Here is a 15387-nt window from a genome sequence, read left to right on the forward strand (position 1 = left end):
TATCAAAATAAAAAATATAGATAAAAATTATCCATTGTTTTATCGTAAATTTGATCGTATTCTAACCTATAAAAAATATAAATATGAAAGATATACACTCACACTCTTCTAGTAAAAATGGAAAGTGTCCTTTTTCTCAAGGCGCTAATACTGAAATACATGACAACGTTATGGAGTGGTGGCCTAAATCATTGAATTTAGACATCCTACACCAACATGACACCAAAACGAATCCTTTAGGAGAAGATTTTAAGTATGCTGAAGAATTTAAAAAATTAGATTTAGAAGCTGTTAAAAATGACTTGAAAGATTTAATGACCAATAGTCAAGATTGGTGGCCTGCCGATTGGGGTCATTATGGAGGTTTAATGATTCGTATGGCGTGGCATGCTGCAGGTACTTATAGAGTTGCAGATGGTAGAGGTGGTAGTAATACAGGAAACCAACGTTTCGCTCCATTAAATAGTTGGCCTGATAATGGTAACTTAGACAAAGCTAGACGACTATTATGGCCTATCAAGAAAAAATATGGTAACAAACTATCTTGGGCTGACCTTATTATTTTAGCTGGTAATATGGCTTATGAATCTATGGGATTCAAAACATTTGGTTTTGCAGGAGGACGAGAAGATATTTGGCACCCTGAAAAAGATATTTATTGGGGTACTGAAAAAGAATGGTTAGCTCCTACCAAAAATAGATACGGAAGTGACAATGATCGTGAATCACTTGAAAACCCACTTGCTGCCGTTCAAATGGGGTTAATTTATGTAAACCCTGAAGGTGTAGACGGAAAACCTGACCCGTTAAGAACTGCACAAGATGTTAGAGAGACTTTTAAGCGAATGGCAATGAATGATGAAGAAACCGTTGCTTTAACTGCAGGTGGACATACCGTAGGAAAGGCTCACGGTAATGGTGATGCTGATGCTTTAGGTCAAAGCCCTGAAGGGGCAGAAATTCACAACCAAGGTTTTGGTTGGATGAATCCTAAAGGAAGTGGAAATGCTGAACATACTGTAACTAGTGGTTTAGAAGGTGCATGGACAACAACACCTGATAGATGGAACAACACATACTTCCATTTATTATTAAATCATGAATGGGAATCAAAAAAGAGCCCTGCAGGAGCATGGCAATGGGAGCCTATTAGTATGGATGAAGCTGACAAACCTGTAGATGCTCACAATCCGAACATCAAAAGAAATCCAATCATGACTGATGCTGATATGGCGATGAAAATGGATCCTGAATACAGAAAAATATCTGAGAAGTTCTATAAAAACCCTGAGTATTTTGCTGACACTTTTGCACGTGCTTGGTTTAAATTAACACATCGTGATTTAGGGCCTAATACTCGTTATTTAGGTGCAGATGTTCCAGCAGAAACACTTATCTGGCAAGATCCAGTCCCTGCTGTTGACTATACTTTAAATGACAGTGAAATTGAAGAATTGAAAGAAAAACTATTAAATAGTGGACTTTCTCGTACTGAACTTATAAATACTGCTTGGGATAGTGCTAGAACTTATAGAGGATCCGACTTTAGAGGTGGTGCTAATGGAGCTCGTATTCGTTTAGCTCCTCAAAAAGACTGGGAAGGAAACGAACCAACAAGATTAAAGAAAGTATTAGATAAGCTTACTGAAATTCAATCTGGGCTAAGCAAAAAAATAAGTATTGCTGATTTGATTGTTTTAGGAGGTAGTACAGCTGTTGAAAAAGCCGCTCAAGAAGGTGGTGTTAACATTAAAGTTCCTTTTACTCCTGGAAGAGGTGATGCTACCGCTGAAATGACAGATGCTGAATCTTTTGATGTTTTAGAGCCTTTACATGACGGATATAGAAACTGGCAAAAGAAAGATTATGTTGTAAAACCTGAAGAATTATTACTAGATAGAACACAACTTATGGGCTTAACTGCTCCTGAAATGACTGTTTTAGTTGGAGGAATGCGTGCACTAGGAACCAACCACGGAGGCTCAAAACATGGAGTATTTACAGACAACGAAGGCGTATTAAGTAACGACTTCTTTGTAAACCTTACTGATATGAAATACTCATGGAAGCCTGCTGGGGAAAACTTATACAATATTGTTGATCGTAAAACTGGAAGTACTAAATGGACAGCTACAAGAGCTGATTTAATATTTGGTTCAAATTCAATTTTACGTTCGTATGCTGAAGTATATGCACAAGATGACAACAAAGAAAAATTTGTAAAAGATTTTGTAGCTGCTTGGACTAAAGTAATGAATGCTGACAGATATGATTTAGCTTAATCTAAAACAAAAAAAGAAGAGCAAAATGCTCTTCTTTTTTTATCTTTTATTATAAGTAATTTACTTACTTGCAAATAGTTTTACATCATTTTTAGAAACTTCTTTTTCTCCTAAAATAAGTAATCGCTCAACTACATTTCGTAGCTCACGGATATTTCCTGTCCAATCATACTCCTGCAATAACTTTATTGCATCTTTTGAAAATCCTTTTTTTGACATTCCTTGCTCTTCAGAAATTTTATTTGCAAAGAAATCTACTAATAACGGAATATCTTCTCTTCTATCATTTAGCGCAGGAACTTTAATTAAAATCACTGCTAAACGATGATATAAATCTTCACGAAAACGTCCTTCCTCTATTTCCTTCTTTAAATCTTTATTTGTTGCAGCAACTACACGTACGTTTACTTTTATGTCTTTATCAGAACCTACTCGCTGAATACGGCTTTCTTGTAGTGCACGTAACACTTTTGCTTGAGCTGATAAACTCATATCTCCTATTTCATCTAAGAAAATAGTTCCTGCATTAGCTGCTTCAAATTTCCCTGCTCTATCTTTATTAGCCCCTGTAAAACTTCCTTTTACATGTCCAAACAATTCACTCTCTATTAATTCTGAAGGTATCGCTGCACAATTTACTTCAACCATAGGAGCTTTTGATCGTTCAGATTTTTCGTGCAACCAATGTGCTACTAATTCTTTTCCTGTTCCGTTAGGCCCTGTAATTAAAACTCTAGCATCTGTAGCTGATACTTTTTCTATAATTTCTTTTATATGAGTAATGGCATCACTTTCTCCAATCATTTCATAATTCTTACTCACCTTCTTTTTTAAACGCTTATTTTCTACTACCAATTCCTTTTTATCTAAAGCATTTCTTACGGTGTTAAGTAAACGATTTAAATCTGGCGGTTTTGAAATATAATCAAAGGCTCCTAAACGCATTGTGTTCACTGCGGTATCTAAATCTCCATGACCAGAAATCATCACCATTGGTGTTTCTGGTTTTAATTTCCTGGCTTTTTCCAATACCTCAACACCATCCATTTTAGGCATTTTAATATCACATAATACTAAATCGTAATCTGTTTTTTTTATCATTTCAATTCCTTGCAAGCCATCTTCTGCTTCTTCTACTTCATAGGAATCATTTTCTTCAGAAATAATTTTTTTTAATACTCTGCGAATTGCAGCTTCATCTTCAATTATTAATATTTTAGCCATACTTTATTTTATTCTTTTATGCTTTGCTTTAAAGAACAACAATTAAGCCATTATCCTTTTACTCTTTAATAATATGTATATCTCTTTGAGGAAAAGGGATACTAACATTATGTTCTCTAAATAGTTCGTCTATTTTAAATCGTATATCACTTTTTGGTATAGCTGCTTGAAAACTATCATTTAATGTAAAAATTAATTTAAAGTCTAGCGAGCTATCTCCAAAATTTTCAAAAAGCACCAACGGAGCAGGATGTTGATACACTTTTGAATGTTCACTAGCCGCTTGCATTAACAGCTTTTTTACCAAAGCTACATCACTTCCGTATGCCACTCCAACTGTAACACTTTCTCTTGTTGTAGTACCATTTTGCGTCCAGTTATATAAACTGTTTGATAAGTATTTATGATTAGGAATAACTAATACCTTATTATCAATTGTTACAGCTCTAGTGGTTCTTAGTTTTATTTCCTCTACTCTACCTACTTTTCCATCTAATTCGATAATATCACCTACGTGAACACTTTTATCAAGAATAATAAAAATTCCAGAAATTATATCTTGAAAAAAAGTTTGCAACGCTAAACCAATACCAATTAATAAGGCTGAAGATGCTACTAAAATCGCACTCAAATTAACTCCTGCTGAACTTAAGGCTATTGAAAAAATAACTACATAAGCTAACCAACTAGTAAAAGAGAAAATAGTATCAAACTTATTTTTATCTTCTTGCTCTAGTTTACTTTTCGCTAACCTTTTTAGGTACTTTAGTAGAAGCTTAATAAGAATTAAACCAATTATTAAAAACAGAATCGTTTTTATGGTAATATCTATTTCTTTTCCTCCTAGAGGAATTCTAAGGTTTAGAAAATCGGTTACTTCTTTAATTATTTCTTTCATCTACTAGTTCTTATTGTTTTTATTAATCAAATCCAATTCACTATTAAACTCTTTAAAATAAAATTTATTAAGTCAATTTCATAAAGATTTAATTATCCATTATAACGAATCCACTTCCATAAGTCTTTGTAGGTTGGCTTTTTACCGTACATTAAAATACCCACGCGATAAATTTTTGCAGCAATCCATACAATTACCATAAAAGTAAGAATTAATAGCAACATAGAAATTGCTATTTCCCACCAAGCTACTCCAAATGGAATTCTCATTAACATTACAATAGGTGAAGTAAATGGTATATATGAGAATATTACTGAAACCGGACCATGAGGATCATTAATTACCGTTGCAAAACCTACATATACTGCTAAAATTAGCGGTAACATAATAGGCATCATAAATTGTTGCGTATCCGTTTCGTTGTCTACTGCAGCACCTACAGCCGCAAATAACGAACTATAAAGCATATACCCTCCTAAGAAATAGAAAATAAATAAGAAGAACATTTTTACTAAAGGCAACCTAAAAATTTCTTGCACAATCATTTCCCCTTTATTGGTTGCTGTTTGCTGAATAGCTTCCATTTGTTCTGGCGATACTTTTGCTGACTGCATTTCCATCATATCAACTCCAAAGAAAGAAGATGCTACTAGGCTAAACACTAAAAACAAAATTCCCCAAATAAAGAATTGTAACAATCCAGCTGAAGCATTTCCTATAATTTTCCCTAACATTAATTGGAATGGTTTTACTGAAGATACAATCACTTCAATAATTCGGCTCGTTTTTTCTTCAATTACACTACGCATTACCGATGTTCCATAAATCATTACAAACATCATTAATAAGTATCCTGCAATAGCACCAACACCTATTTTTAATCCGTTGATTAATTTTGATGATTTTTCTCCAGAAAAATTCAGCATTTTTATTTCTGAAGATATTTTTGATTCTTCTATATGTGCAATATCAATACCAAAATTGGTGAGTTTTTCATGACGTAATTCTTTATCAATCTTATCCTCTAAACTTTCCATGATAGACATACTTGGAGAGTCTTTTGAGAAGAACTCAATTGATTTCGCCAAAACTTCTAAACTATCTTGTTTAGGTATATATAAAGCTCCATAGTAATCACCTTCTTCAACTTTTCTCTTAGAATCTTCAATTCCTAAAGCGGTAAAATCTTCATACTTTACCGTTTTTGAATCTTTAAACACATCTTTTGAAAATAACCCAGACTCATCAACATATACTATTTTCTTAACCTTTTCGTCATTCTTTTTCATTAGAAAAAACACCAAAGCTCCCATACCAATCATTAATAGCGGACTTAAAAAAGTCATAACAATGAATGATCTATTTCTAACCTTAGCTATAAACTCGCGTTCTATAATTAATCGTAATCTTTTCATAGTTTAACTGTTTTTATTTACAGCCTGGATAAAAATATCGTTGGCACTTGGTATTAATTCTACAAAATGTTGCACTTGTCCTTGATTTGTTAAAAACGATAATAAGTCGTTTGCCGAACTACCATTTGTTAATTTAACATTTAATTTTAATCCGTCGTTTAACAGTCTAAAATCTGCCGGTAATACTTCAAAGTTTTCTTTTAGCTTTTGCTCCACTTCTTTTGAATTAGAAGTAGCTAATCCAACCTGAAAAGTATTTGTTCTAAACTCCTTTTTAATATCTTCTAGTTTACCATCTAAAATTTTATTCGACTTGTTAATCAAAGCTATATAATCACACATCTCTTCAACTGATTCCATTCTATGTGTAGAAAAAATAATAGTAGCACCCTCATCTCGTAATTGTAAAATTTCTTTTGCAATTAATTGTGCGTTGATAGGATCAAATCCTGAAAAAGGTTCGTCAAAAATTAATAATTTAGGTTGGTGTAGTACGGTTACAATAAATTGTACCTTTTGTGCCATTCCTTTTGAAAGCTCTTCTATCTTCTTATTCCACCATGCTCCAATATCAAACTTATCAAACCAATATTTTAAGCGTTTTTTTGCTTCCGATTTACTTAATCCTTTTAATTGAGCAAGATATAATGCCTGCTCTCCTACCTTCATGCTTTTATACAAACCACGTTCTTCAGGTAAGTAACCTATATATTCTATATGATTAGGAGCTAACTTTTCTCCATCTAAAATAATCTCTCCAGCATCAGGCATTGTTATTTGATTGATAATTCTAATAAGAGAGGTTTTTCCTGCACCATTAGGACCTAACAAACCAAAAACACTTCCTTTAGGTATGTGCATCGACACATTATTTAATGCGGTATAATCGCCGTAACGCTTTACTACATTATTAACTTCTAATAAATTGTTCATAGATTTTATAGTTGATTAATTACCGCTTATTGAAAAACAGCAGTGACAAACTTACATATTTTTATACTCAATTAGTATACGGTTCTCTCCAAACGTTACAAGATTAATTTTTTGTTAATTTTATTATGCATGCATAACTTTTTTACAAAATACTATGCATGCATAATAAATTTTTATATATTTGGCATCCATGGACAAGGATAAATCAATAGATCACCAATTAAGAGCCACGTGGCAAGCCGTTGCAAAAATGTATAACGAGCAGGCTGCAAAGCACGATAGCACAATGGCCACGGCTTTTGCTTTATTGAATATAGATTCTGAAAACGGTACCCCTTCAACTGCATTGGGTCCGTTAATGGGAATGGAACCTACAAGTCTTTCTCGTTTATTAAAAACTATGGAAGATAAAGGGGTGATATGTCGCGAGAAAAACCCAAATGATGGTAGAAGCGTTATTTTAAAACTTACCGAATACGGTAAAGAAATGCGCGAAGTTTCAAAAGGACACGTATACCAATTCAATAATAAGGTAAGAGAACATATTACTGAAGAAGAGCTAGACACCTTCTTTAAAGTAACCACAACAATAAACAAACTAATTACAGACAAGTTGATATATGATGAAGATATTGACAATAAAGCTGTATAAAACAAACCAACAAACAAATGGCAAGAAGAATTAAAAAAGTAGCAATTATCGGTTCTGGTATCATGGGATCAGGTATTGCATGTCATTTTGCTAACATTGGCGTTGAAGTATTGCTTTTGGACATCGTTCCGAGAGAGCTTAACGACAAAGAAAAAGCAAAAGGATTAACCTTAGAAGACAAAGTAGTTCGTAACCGTTTGGTAAACGATGCTTTGACTGCTTCATTAAAGTCGAAACCCTCACCTATCTATAACAAAAAGTTCGCAGATAGAATTACTACTGGAAACCTTGAAGACGATTTACATAAAGTAAAAGATGTAGATTGGATTATGGAGGTAGTTGTTGAACGCTTAGATATTAAACAAAGTGTTTTTGAACAAGTTGAAAAATACCGTACTCCAGGTACAATTATTTCTACCAACACTTCTGGTATTCCTATTAAGTTTATGAACGAAGGACGTAGTGAAGACTTTCGTAAGCACTTTGCGGTAACTCACTTTTTTAACCCTCCTCGTTATTTAAAATTATTTGAAGTTGTTCCAGGACCTGACTGTAAGCAAGAAGTAACTGACTTCTTAATGGATTACGGTTCTAAATTCTTAGGAAAAACTTCAGTATTAGCAAAAGATACTCCAGCTTTTATTGGTAACCGTATTGGTATCTTCGGAATCCAATCATTATTTCACCAAGTAAAAAAATTAGGGTTAACTGTTGAAGAAGTTGATAAATTAACAGGACCAGTTATCGGACGTCCTAAATCAGCGACTTTCCGTACTGTTGATGTTGTTGGATTAGATACTTTAGTACATGTTGCTAACGGAATCTATGAAAACTGTCCAAACGACGAAGCACACGATTTATTTAAGTTACCAGGTTTCATCGACACCATGATGGAAAATAAATGGTTAGGTAACAAAACCAAGCAAGGTTTTTATAAAAAGACAACCAATGCTGAAGGAAAGCGTGAAATTTTAGCTTTAGACTTAGATACGATGGAATACCGTCCGTCTAAAAAAGCAAAATTCGCCACCCTTGAATTAACAAAAACAATCGATAAGCCAATTGACCGATTTAAAGTATTAGTTGGTGGAAAAGATAAAGCGGGAGATTTCTACCGTAAGAACTTCGCTGCAATGTTTGCATACGTTCAAAATAGAATTCCAGAAATTTCTGATGAATTATACAGAATTGACGATGCCATGAAAGCAGGTTTCGGTTGGGAAAATGGTCCTTTCGAAATTTGGGATGCTGTAGGAGTTGAAAAAGGTATCGAATTAATGAAAGCTGAAGGGGCGGAACCCGCCTTGTGGATAAAAGAGATGTTGGCTAGTGGTCAAACCTCTTTCTATACAGTTAAAGACGGTGCAACTTATTACTACGATGTACCAGCAAAAGCACAAGTTAAAAAACCAGGACAAGATTCATTTATCATCTTAGACAACATTCGTAAAACTACTGAGGTATTCAAAAACTCAGGAGTTGTTATTGAAGATTTAGGAGACGGAATCTTAAACTGTGAATTCCAATCTAAAATGAACACTATTGGTGGTGATGTTTTAGCAGGATTAAATAAAGCAGTAGATTTAGCTGAAAAAGACTTCCAAGGATTAGTTATTGGTAACCAAGCTGCAAACTTCTCAGTAGGTGCCAACATTGGAATGATTTTTATGATGGCTGTTGAGCAAGAATATGATGAATTAAACATGGCTATCAAGTATTTCCAAGATACCATGATGCGTATGCGTTACTCTTCAATTCCTACTATTGCTGCTCCTCACGGAATGGCGTTAGGTGGTGGATGTGAGTTATCATTACACGCTGATAAAGTAGTTGCTGCTGCTGAAACCTACATCGGATTAGTAGAGTTTGGAGTTGGAGTAATTCCTGGTGGTGGTGGATCTAAAGAAATGGCTGTAAGAGCTCAAGACTTATTCCACACTGGTGATGTTCAATTAAACGTATTACAAGAACACTTCTTAACTATTGGTATGGCTAAAGTGGCAACTTCAGCTTATGAAGCATACGACTTAAACTTACTACAGAAAGGAAAAGACGTTGTGGTTGTAAACAAAGACCGTCAAATAGCAGAAGCTAAAAAACACGCTATATTATTAGCAGAAGCAGGTTACACACAACCAGCAAAACGTAAAGATGTTTTAGTATTAGGTAAGCAAGCCTTAGGAATGTTCTTAGTAGGAACAGACTCTATGGAAGCTTCTAAATATATTTCTGAACACGATCAGAAAATTGCAAACAAATTAGCCTATGTAATGGCTGGAGGAGATTTATCAGAACCAACAAAAGTTACTGAGCAGTATTTATTAGACCTTGAACGTGAAGCTTTCTTAAGTTTAACTACAGAACGTAAAACGTTAGAGCGTATTCAGCACATGTTAAAAACTGGTAAACCTTTACGCAACTAGAAGTTGCGAGTTATTAGTTTTCAGTTATAAGTGATAAGTTAATAATCACTAAAAACTTAAGACTAAACACTAAAAACTTGAAAATATGAAAACAGCATATATAGTAAAAGGATATAGAACCGCCGTAGGTAAATCTAAAAAAGGTGTGTTCAGATTTAAAAGAGCTGACGAATTAGCTGCTGAAACCATCAAATATATGATGGAAAAGTTGCCAGAATTCGACGTAAAACGTATCGACGATGTTATTGTTGGTAACGCAATGCCAGAAGGTTCTCAAGGATTAAACATGGCAAGAATTATTTCGTTAATCGGATTAGATTCTGTGGATGTTCCTGGGGTTACCGTAAACCGTTTCTGTTCATCAGGATTAGAAACAATTGGTATGGCTGTAGCAAAAATTCAATCTGGAATGGCAGAGTGTATTATTGCTGGTGGAGCAGAAAGTATGAGTTCTGTACCAATGACAGGTTTTAAACCAGAATTAAACTACGATATCGTAAACGCAGGTCACGAAGATTATTATTGGGGAATGGGTAATACTGCAGAAGCAGTAGCACAACAATACAATGTATCTCGTGCAGATCAAGATCAATTTGCTTACGAATCGCACATGAAAGCTTTAAAAGCGTTAGACAGCGATCGTTTTCAAGATCAAATAGCACCAATCGATGTAGAAGAAACCTACATTGATGCAAACGGAAAACGTGCCACAAGAAATTATACAGTTACTAAAGACGAAGGTCCACGTCGTGGAACTAGCGTAGAAGCCTTAGCAAGATTACGTCCAGTATTTGCTGCTGACGGTTCTGTTACCGCTGGTAACTCATCACAAACAAGTGACGGAGCAGCTTTCGTAATGGTAATGAGTGAAGATATGGTAAAGGAGTTAGGTATTCAACCAGAAGCTCGTTTAGTAAGTTATGCAGCAGCAGGAGTACCACCTCGTATTATGGGAATTGGTCCTATAGCAGCAATACCAAAAGCATTAAAACAAGCAGGTTTACAACAAAGTGATATTGAATTAATTGAACTAAATGAAGCGTTTGCTTCACAATCATTAGCTGTTATTCGCGAATTAGGATTAAATCCGGATATCGTTAATGTGAATGGTGGAGCAATTGCTTTAGGTCACCCATTAGGATGTACTGGTGGTAAATTATCTGTTCAGTTATTTGATGAAATGCGTAAGCGTGAAATGAATAACAAATACGGAATGGTAACCATGTGTGTAGGTACCGGTCAAGGTGCTGCAGGTATTTTTGAATTCCTTAGCTAGATAAGAGTAAAGAGCATAGAGAAAAGAGAATAGACTTTTAATGAGTACTAATAAAAGACATAATTATAAAAATCTAAAAATTTGGCAACTAGGATTAGACATTTCTGATGTACTAGTAGAGTTTCCAAAACATGAACGTTATGATTTGTCTTCTCAAATGAGCAGGTGCTCTGTTTCTATGCCTAGTAATATTGCAGAAGGTTCGGCAAATACCAATAAGTCGTTTAGCAACTATTTAAACATTGCTTTAGGTTCTTCGTTTGAACTAGGCACACAGTTATTAGTTGCTTTTCACAGAAAATATATTAACCAAGAAACATTAACAATACTTGAAGAAAAAATAGAAGAATTTCAAAAAATGACAATGAGTTTTCAAAATACTCTTACCTAGTCTTTTTTCTATTCTCTATTTTCTCTTTTCTTAAAACTAATAAAGATGTCAGAATTAACAAAAGATCTTTTACGCGGAGGGCAGTTCTTAGTAAAAGAAACAAAATGCGAAGATATATTTACTCCTGAAGATTTTTCAGAAGAGCAAACAATGATGAGAGATGCGGTTAAAGAATTTAACGACCGTGAAATCATTCCTCATAAAGCTCGTTTCGAGGCAAAAGATTATGCACTTACCGAAGAAACTATGCGTAAAGCTGGTGAATTAGGATTTTTAGGTGTGGCAGTTCCTGAAGCCTATGGCGGATTAGGAATGGGATTCGTTTCTACCATGTTAACATGTGATTACATTTCAAGTGGAACAGGATCTTTTAGTACTGCTTTTGGTGCGCATACAGGTATTGGTACGATGCCAATTACTTTATACGGTACCGAAGAGCAAAAGCAAAAATACGTTCCTGCTTTAGCAATGGGTGAACGTTTTGGAGCTTACTGTTTAACCGAACCAGGAGCAGGATCGGATGCAAATTCTGGTAAAACTACTGCTGAGTTAACTGAAGACGGAAAGCACTACAAAATTAACGGTCAAAAAATGTGGATTTCGAATGCAGGATTTGCTGAGATCTTCATCGTTTTTGCTCGTATCGAAGACGATAAAAACATTACTGGTTTTATCTTGGAATATGATAAAAACAATCCTAACGGAGTAACTTTAGGAGAAGAAGAACACAAATTAGGTATTCGTGCATCATCTACACGTCAGGTATTTTTCAACGACACATTAATTCCTGTTGAAAATATGTTATCTGTTCGTGGTGGTGGATTCAAAATTGCAATGAACGCCTTAAACGTTGGTCGTATCAAATTAGCTGGTGCTTGTTTAGATTCTCAAAGAAGAATTATTAGCCACGCTGTAAACTATGCTAACGAGCGTAAACAATTTAAAACTCCAATTTCAGAGTTTGGAGCTATTAAAATGAAGTTAGCTGAAATGGCTACTAATGCATATGTTGGTGAGTCAGCATCATACAGAGCTGCTAAAAACATTGAAGATAGAATCGCTATTCGTGAAGCTGAGGGAAGTTCTCATCAAGATGCAGAATTAAAAGGTGTTGAAGAATATGCTATTGAATGTTCAATCTTAAAAGTAGCTGTTTCTGAAGACGTACAAAACTGTGCTGATGAAGGAATCCAAATTTACGGAGGTATGGGGTTCTCTGAAGAAACTCCAATGGAGTCTGCTTGGAGAGATGCTCGTATTGCTCGTATTTATGAAGGAACTAACGAAATCAACCGTTTATTATCGGTAGGAATGTTAGTTAAAAAAGCAATGAAAGGTCATGTAGATTTATTAAATCCTGCAATGGCTGTTCAAAACGAATTAATGGGAATTCCTTCTTTTGACACTCCAGATTATTCTGAATTATTCTCAGAAGAAAAAGAGATACTAGCTAAATTAAAGAAAGTATTCTTAATGGTAGCCGGTGCAGCTTTACAAAAGTTTGGTCCTGAGTTAGAGCAACACCAACAGTTATTAACTGCTGCTTCAAATATTTTAATTGAAATATACATGGCAGAATCTGGAATTTTAAGAACTGAAAAGAACGTAAAGCGTTTTGGTGAAGCAGCTCAAAAAGAACAGATTGCAATGGCTAAGTTATACTTATACAATGCCGTAGAAACTATTACTAAAAGCGCAAGAGAAGGAATTATTTCTTTCGCTGAAGGTGATGAGCAACGTATGATGTTAATGGGTCTTAAGCGTTTTACAAAATACGCTAACTACCCTAACGTAGTTGAGTTACGTGATACAATTGCAGAAAAGTTAAAAGCAGAAAATAAATACTGCTTCTAAACATATTAAAACTACCTAATGTTGCTAACAAGCATGGGTAGTTTTTAAAAATTTTCTTCAACTTTTATAGGTTTTAGAATTTAGTTGTTTGTTTAAAAGATCGTCAAATTAGTTTTTGGCGGTCTTTTTTTTATGCTCTCAAAACACACTACTAATTCTATACACTACCATATCAACTTACTATAAAACTAAGAGTCTTAAGGTTTTCTTAAAACGTTTTTTTATATATTTAATGGTATATTTATTGTATCCGAATGCAAAAAACACAAGATAGCATGATAAAACTTAACACTACAGCACTACTAGGAATGGTTTTCTTAGCCATGGTTAGCTGTAAAAACGAAGCAAAAAAAACAGGCGCGCAAGAGAACTCTAACCAAGAGACAGTTGCTACAACGCCCGATGTTACTGGAAACTACGTTTCATCAGAATACGAAAAAAGAAATGAAGGGTACGACTGGGTTTCTGTTGCTGTAAAACCAGCCGCTAATGACAATATAAAAATTGCTATTCGCTCACGTGCTGACAAGAAAAAACCTACCTGTACTTTTGACGCTCTTGCTAAAAAAGCGAATGACAGTACCTATAAAGCTGACATAAATGGTAAAACTGTAGTGTTTTCTTTTAAAAACAAACAAATTTCTATTGCAACGGCAAACAAAGAAGACAGCGGTTTATTAAACTTTTACTGTTCAGGTGGAGGAAGTCTTGCGGGTTCTTATCATAAAATTGAAGGAAACCTTGACCAAACACAGATAGACAAAACCATTTTCAGAAAAAATGTGACCTTACAAGGAATTGGTTTTAACATTTCTACCCAAAAAAATGGAATGGAAACTGAATTAACAGTTACTCCTTACGGGTTAGAAATTGATAACTCAGCTGTTAATCAAAACATTGACGGGAATGTTGTTGATGTTGAAATTGAAGATTTAAACTCTGATGGTTCTCCTGAAGTATTAATTTATACTCAATCTGACGGTAGCGGAAGTTATGGTAACGTAATTGGATATTCAGTTAATAACAGAAAATCAATGAGTGAAATATACTTCCCTCCTATTACCGATAATAAGGAGTTAAGTAAGGGATATATGGGGCACGATGAATTTACCATTATTGAAACAACCTTAGCACAACGCTTTCCTATTTATAAAGAAAGTGATTCAAATGCAAACCCTACTGGTGGTACCAGACAAATTACTTACAAATTGGTTGATGGAGAAGCCTCAAGAAAATTTGTAGTAAAAAACTCAACTGAATTGAACACTAATAACTAAACTTAAATATTATGAAAAAACTATCATTTGTATTCGCTGCAATTCTATTAATCACCGTGTCTTGTGCTAAAAAAGACACAGCCGAACAATTATACGGAACCACTTGGGAACTAGAATACATCTCTGGACCAAGAATTGCTTTTGACGGATTATTTCCTGATAAAAAGCCACAACTTACGTTTGATAAAGAAACAAACAAAGCTACTGGAAATAACGGTTGTAACGGTTATGCTGCTGAATTTACGTTAGGTGAAGAAGATGCTATTTCTTTTGGAGAAGCAGGACCAACAACTATGATGTACTGCGGACAAGGAGAACAAGAGTTTTTAAAAACCATTAAAAAAATAAACAAGTATAGTTTTGACATAGAAGGAAAACTAAACTTATTGATGGACGATGTAACCATGATGCGTTTTAAAAAAGTAACTACTGAAGAATAATTTACGATAGTTGTTACTTTAAACGAATTAATAACTTAGGGGAAAACCTCATACTATACAGCCTTTTTTTGGTTTGTTGGTATGAGGTTTATTTTTTATTGCCAAAGACAGCGTCCGCTAATAAGTATATAGTTTCAGCGACCCGTGCCGTGGTGTCTGCGGAGCATGCCGTGATAGTAGCTACCCAATAACGGGGAGTATTCAATAAAGTGTGTCAACTTGGTTTTTGATTTTCTAAATAAGGTATCAGAGATCGTTAATAACAACTAAAACTACTTTTAGTATCTAAATAGCTGCGATTATGGGTTTCCGTAAGAATGTA

Annotated in this window: 12 protein-coding genes; 8 read left to right on the forward strand and 4 right to left on the reverse strand. The window is 34.5% G+C overall.

What is annotated here, in order from left to right:
• Positions 1–83: 83 nt before the first annotated feature.
• Positions 84–2282 (forward strand): catalase/peroxidase HPI, encoded by a 2199-nt coding sequence (katG, locus tag ACQYZ7_RS12685; protein ID WP_430730096.1) that lies wholly within the window; start codon positions 84–86, stop codon positions 2280–2282.
• Between the two features lie 60 nt (positions 2283–2342).
• On the opposite strand, the gene ACQYZ7_RS12690 is transcribed toward katG, so the two are convergent.
• The 4 genes from ACQYZ7_RS12690 to ACQYZ7_RS12705 form a co-directional block, all read right to left on the reverse strand.
• The gene (locus ACQYZ7_RS12690) at positions 2343–3506 is read right to left on the reverse strand and encodes a sigma-54-dependent transcriptional regulator (protein ID WP_430730097.1); all 1164 of its coding nucleotides are present in this window, start codon (positions 3504–3506) and stop codon (positions 2343–2345) included.
• 58 nt (positions 3507–3564) lie between these two features.
• A complete protein-coding gene (locus ACQYZ7_RS12695; RefSeq protein ID WP_430730098.1) occupies positions 3565–4404 on the reverse strand; it encodes a mechanosensitive ion channel family protein in 840 nt (279 codons plus the stop codon).
• 92 nt (positions 4405–4496) lie between these two features.
• Entirely contained in the window at positions 4497–5819 is a 1323-nt protein-coding gene (locus ACQYZ7_RS12700; protein WP_430730099.1) for an ABC transporter permease, read from the reverse strand.
• Positions 5820–5822: 3 nt separating this feature from the next.
• The gene (locus tag ACQYZ7_RS12705) at positions 5823–6752 is read right to left on the reverse strand and encodes an ABC transporter ATP-binding protein (RefSeq protein ID WP_430730100.1); all 930 of its coding nucleotides are present in this window, start codon (positions 6750–6752) and stop codon (positions 5823–5825) included.
• Positions 6753–6942: 190 nt separating this feature from the next.
• Between ACQYZ7_RS12705 and ACQYZ7_RS12710 the strand changes: the two genes are divergently transcribed.
• The 7 genes from ACQYZ7_RS12710 (at position 6943) to ACQYZ7_RS12740 (ending at position 15065) form a co-directional block, all read left to right on the forward strand.
• Positions 6943–7404 (forward strand): MarR family winged helix-turn-helix transcriptional regulator, encoded by a 462-nt coding sequence (locus tag ACQYZ7_RS12710; RefSeq protein ID WP_115902131.1) that lies wholly within the window; start codon positions 6943–6945, stop codon positions 7402–7404.
• A 17-nt stretch (positions 7405–7421) separates the two neighbouring features.
• Complete coding sequence (locus tag ACQYZ7_RS12715) at positions 7422–9827, forward strand: 3-hydroxyacyl-CoA dehydrogenase NAD-binding domain-containing protein (protein WP_430730101.1); 2406 nt, start codon at positions 7422–7424, stop codon at positions 9825–9827.
• An 85-nt stretch (positions 9828–9912) separates the two neighbouring features.
• Positions 9913–11103, forward strand: coding sequence for an acetyl-CoA C-acyltransferase (locus ACQYZ7_RS12720; protein WP_430730102.1), 1191 nt, complete (start codon positions 9913–9915; stop codon positions 11101–11103).
• A 40-nt stretch (positions 11104–11143) separates the two neighbouring features.
• Complete coding sequence (locus ACQYZ7_RS12725; protein ID WP_430730103.1) at positions 11144–11494, forward strand: four helix bundle protein; 351 nt, start codon at positions 11144–11146, stop codon at positions 11492–11494.
• Positions 11495–11539: 45 nt separating this feature from the next.
• Positions 11540–13348, forward strand: coding sequence for an acyl-CoA dehydrogenase family protein (locus ACQYZ7_RS12730; protein WP_430730104.1), 1809 nt, complete (start codon positions 11540–11542; stop codon positions 13346–13348).
• A gap of 275 nt (positions 13349–13623) precedes the next feature.
• Positions 13624–14625, forward strand: coding sequence for a PliI family lysozyme inhibitor of I-type lysozyme (locus ACQYZ7_RS12735; RefSeq protein ID WP_430730105.1), 1002 nt, complete (start codon positions 13624–13626; stop codon positions 14623–14625).
• An 11-nt stretch (positions 14626–14636) separates the two neighbouring features.
• The gene (locus ACQYZ7_RS12740; protein WP_430730106.1) at positions 14637–15065 is read left to right on the forward strand and encodes an META domain-containing protein; all 429 of its coding nucleotides are present in this window, start codon (positions 14637–14639) and stop codon (positions 15063–15065) included.
• The last annotated feature ends 322 nt before the right edge of the window (positions 15066–15387 follow it).

This window comes from Tenacibaculum sp. SDUM215027 (assembly GCF_050566205.1).
Lineage (GTDB): Bacteria > Bacteroidota > Bacteroidia > Flavobacteriales > Flavobacteriaceae > Polaribacter.